At 46.9% G+C, this 4,614-nt stretch carries 3 protein-coding genes; all 3 read right to left on the bottom strand.

What is annotated here, in order from left to right; translation table 11 throughout:
* Window positions 1-1,444 (bottom strand): c-type cytochrome (locus tag VK541_RS24560; protein WP_324373259.1); only part of this gene is annotated, 1,444 nt, incomplete at its 3' end.
* A 30-nt stretch (window positions 1,445-1,474) separates the two neighbouring features.
* On the bottom strand, window positions 1,475-2,371 hold the full coding sequence (locus VK541_RS24555) for a sugar phosphate isomerase/epimerase family protein (protein ID WP_324373258.1): 897 nt from the start codon (window positions 2,369-2,371) through the stop codon (window positions 1,475-1,477).
* A 1-nt stretch (window position 2,372) separates the two neighbouring features.
* The coding region (locus VK541_RS24550) for a PQQ-binding-like beta-propeller repeat protein (protein WP_324373257.1) at window positions 2,373-4,614 on the bottom strand (2,242 nt) is incomplete at its 5' end.

Below are 4,614 nucleotides of genomic sequence, written 5' to 3'. Positions count from 1 at the left end.
TGTCAATGTATAAACGTGAGCCATCAGTTGCGACCAGTCTAAAAACAATGTTCGTCGTTTCTTTGAGTGTCAGTATGCCACCGGCATTGACTGCAAAATTGCCTTTGAAGTCCTCCATATTAAAGCCAAAGTCAAAATTGTTCAGGTGCAATATGTTTGCAGCACCCGACAACTGAGGGATTGTCTTTGCACCTATGACAGGGAAGCCTGCAAATCCATCTTCCAGCTTGTATACATTTATAGCGATACCTTGTTTTTCAGCTTGCTGCTTTGCCTGTGCTGATGGATCTTTTTTCATAAACCTAAATACAGCAGGTGATGGCGGCATGATCGCCTTGTCCCGGTTTTCCTGCTGTGCATCAAGATCCATGATGTAGTTCACCATACTGGACACCTCTTCTTCCGGCAAGCCTGGATGCGGTGTCATCGGTGCTTCGCCCCAATTTCCAGAACCTCCTTTAATAACCTTACTGACCAGCGTAGCGGTCATTTGAGGCGTATTGGAATAGCGCTGGGCAATCGACCTGAACGACGGCCCCACAGTTTTTACGTCCCTGTTGTGGCAGGTATTGCAATCGCTTTTTGTCAGCAGGGCCAGTATCTTCTCTTCTTTTTCGTTTACAACTTTTGAAGGTGCAGTTTTAGGTGTTGCAGCATATGGCTTTGGTGTGATCTTTACCGAAAAATTGGTAGTTCCGTTGTTTTTTATCAACAGTATACCTTCTGTCACTTTGTAAGCGGTACCGGACACCTCCTGCGCATCGGATTTACTGATGCTAAATTTACTGTCTGCCGACACATCAGCATCTGAAATGATGGATTCTAAATGCATTTTCAGGCTTATCGATAAGCCTTCAGGAACCTGGGAAGTTTTAAAGACCCGTTCAAGCCCGACTTTTTTATCTGCTTTGTAATACTCCGGATACTCATCTACCTGGATGTGGTTCCCCTTGTAAACCAGTTCATATTTTAAGGAAATGTTGTTGTTCAGGACAGTATGTCCTTTGTAAATGACTTCAGGGATCGCCGAAATTCCATTTGCGGTGATCAGCCATGGATTGTCTTCTGTCTCGGAGAAATAAGTGTTGCCAACTGATACAGGCTGAGGGCCATGTGCAGTGGTGTATACAGCTCCGTCAAATACAATTCCCCCTGTCCATGCTTTATAGAAAGAGGCATTCCGGGTATCGTATGCTACCCACAGCTTGTCGTTTAGCCCGATGCTGATCATTCTTGATCTTAAATCGAGTACAGTTCGCCAGACCCAGATGTCTCCGGTCCGCTGCAGTGGTTTATCGGCAGGTATGGTATATGTGCCTGCAGCAATCGTGCTTACCTGGTCCGCAGTTGTTTTCTTTTTAAGGCTGCTGCAGGAATAAGCCAGTCCTGCAAGGAGGATTGAAGATAAGATAAAGGGTCTGAACGATTTGTATTTAGATTTCATTTGTTGGTTTGTTTGGTGCTGTCTGTTCTGTTATATATTTCTTTTGACGTGATCAACCAGCCAGTCGGCCACTTTCTCAAAGTCTATATCCAGATATTTGTTGTTCCATTGTTCTACAGAATAGATGCCTTTGAACCCTGCCTTTTCAGCCATTTGGACACACCTGTCAAAATCATAAGAGATATGTTCCATTTGGTCATTAAATGCGTCAGCTTTGGCAGAGATCATGTAGGCATGGGGCAGGATCTTTTCCAGCGAATCGTACATGGTTGCTCTCGGATAATTTCCAAAATCCGGCAAGGTATAATTTCCCGGACCTGCTTCCTTCACGATACGCAAGTGTACATCGGGGTTCATTTCTATGCCGAAATGATTTTCCGACAATAAAATAAGGTTTTTGCTTTTGGCATACTGGTTCACCAGTTTCATAGACTCGATACTTTTATCAACAGATCCGCTGGCACTTCCCGGGTTGATCCGCACGCATTTGGATCCGAGGAAAGACACCGCGTCCATCCATTGTTTTACATGTTCAATGCTTTTTAAACGTTCCGCTTCGTCAGCAGCAGCAAGGTTATAAGAGCTGTCTATCTGTACATTGAGCAGCTGACCGCCGGAAGCTTTTATTTTGCTTTTTAGATCGGTCAGGTAAGATTTATCCAGTGACTCGAAGTGATTGCTCCAGAACTCCAGCTGCTTTACTTTAAAGCGATCCCTATAGTATGCCGGAACATCCAGCAATGTCAGTTCGTTTTTGATCGCAGCAATCTCCGCTGGTTTGGTTTGCTTAAACCTGTAACGGAACAATACAGTTCCCATACCTATCCGGTCCATTTTATCCGCATAAAAAGGCTTAAAGGACGGTAGCAGCCAGGCCGATAAGATCAGTCCGGATGTTTGATAAATAAAAACTCTTCTGTTCATCATGTCATTTTTTTTTAGGTAAAGCAAAAACTATATAAGACGGCTTGGTTTCTGCAGCAGGCCTTGTTTTGTCGGCTACTTCTGAAACGGCACAGACCACCAGGTACTGCCTGCCCCCGGCCATGTACATGGCTGGTAATCCATCGGGCACCCGGGGCAATTTTACTGACCAGAGGATATTCCCATTGTCTTCATCATAGGCATAGATTCTGCCGTCCAGACAAGTAGCAAATACAATCCCCGTTGAGGTGACGATCATGCCTTTATGCTGGGAACCGGCGGGGAGACCGGTGTCTTTCCCGCCCAGCTTATCGTCATTACCCAGTGCCCTTTTCCATTTGATCTTTCCCGTATTCAGGTCATAAGCCACAATGGAAGACCATGGCGGACCGATCAGATTTGGATATCCAAGTCCATATGCTGTGGTAGAGCCATCGGTATAACGGTCTTTTGGACGGGATACCCCTTCAGGATAATCACGTACAGCATTCCGGTTTTGCAGCGGTGCTACTGCCAGCGGCGCTCCTCCAGCGGCGATAACAGGGCCTTCGGGCATCACAGAAATTGCAGACTGACCAGACTCTCCACCCCTGCCGCCTCTGCTTTGAGCATTCCCGGACGATGGCAGGGAAGAAAGGAATTTATAAATATTGGTGACCTCCTGGTCACCGAGGTGCAGGAATGAAGGCATTTGTCCGCGGCCTACACTGACTATGGTTTTAAAATTATCAAAAGAGACCCGGTTATTCAGGTCTATCAGACTTGGTCCTATCGCTCCCTTTCTGTCTGCACCGTGGCAAGACTGGCAATACTGCACATAGGCCGCTTTTGCCCGGGTCGCTTCGTCGCCCGTAATTGGCACTTTTAAAGCAGCCGGCTCATCCTTCTTTAACCGGTAAACGGAAGGTTTGTCCTGCGTGGTTATGTAAACAATTCCTTTAGCCGGATTGGCTGCTGTGTTGCCATGCAGCGTGCCGCCGTTTGCACCCGGCATGGTAAATGTTTCATATTGATCAGAAAGCGGCTCAAACAGCCCGCTTAGCCCGGCAGCAAGTCTTTTCTTCCAGGTTTCCTGTTGTGAAACAGGCAGATAAGGATTAATGTCATCTGCGGTAATGGTCTGCCTGTTGTACGGCGGTACTACGGTTGGATAAGGCTGAGTAGTTGACGCTACTTCTTCAGGCATATTGCTCGGAGGAACAGGACGTTCTTCAATCGGCCAAAGCGGCTCGCCGGTTACCCTGTTGAACACAAATAAAAATCCCTGCTTTGTGGCCTGCGCTACGGCATCTACTTTTTTACCATTATGATTTACGGTAATGAGCTGCGGCGCAGAAACCAGGTCATAGTCCCAAAGGTCGTGGTGCACGGTCTGGTAATGCCAGAGCCGCTTCCCTGTTCTCGCGTCCAGCGCCAGCAGGCTATTGCCAAACAGCCCATCGCCCTTACGGTCTGCTCCATAATAATCGTAGGTGGGAGATCCCAAAGGAAAATAAGCAATCCCCCGTTTTTCATCTACTGAAACCTCTCCCCAGGTATTTACACCTCCTACATATTTGTAAGCATCTTTGGGCCAGGTTTCATAACCATATTCTCCGGGATGGGGAATGGTGTGAAATGTCCAGACCAGTTTACCCGTTACTACATTATAGGCCCTGAGGTGTCCGGGTGCAGAAAACAAGTTCTCGCCGGGAGAAGATCCCAGCAAGATCAGGTTTTCAAATATATGTCCCGGTGATGTCGAAGTTGCACGGCCGATTGTTGCCGGGTCACGGCCCAGTCCTTCCTTCAAAGAAACAGATCCGTTATTCCCAAATGTCAATATAGATTTGCCGGTTTGCGCATCTATAGCCTGCAATGTATTATTTATACAAAAAAGCAATCGCCTGTCTTTGCGGTCCTTGCTTTCCCAGTAGTTCATTCCCCGCTTGCTGGCCACATTCAGATTGGCATGGATCCAGATCTCCTTACCTGTGATGGCATCGAGCGCTACTAAAGAATTGTTCTTTGCCAGTACATATATGATATTGTCAACCACTATGGGATTGAATTTATAAGAAGAAACCTCGTCACCAGTCGGGTATGTCCATGCGACCTCCAGCTGGTCAATGTTTGACTTTGTAATCTGGTTCAGGTCTACATATTTAGACTGGTCTGCCCCGCCACCATACTGTCTCCAGGTTTTGTGTGGGATGCCGGAAGCACCGCCGGACTGCTGACCAGCAGAATTCTTTCCAATCATCCTG

This window comes from Pedobacter sp. (genome assembly GCF_035317785.1).
Taxonomy (GTDB): Bacteria; Bacteroidota; Bacteroidia; order Sphingobacteriales; family Sphingobacteriaceae; genus Pedobacter.
The sequence above is the reverse complement of the archived record's forward strand: the minus strand, read 5'-3'. Positions and strand labels throughout refer to the sequence as shown.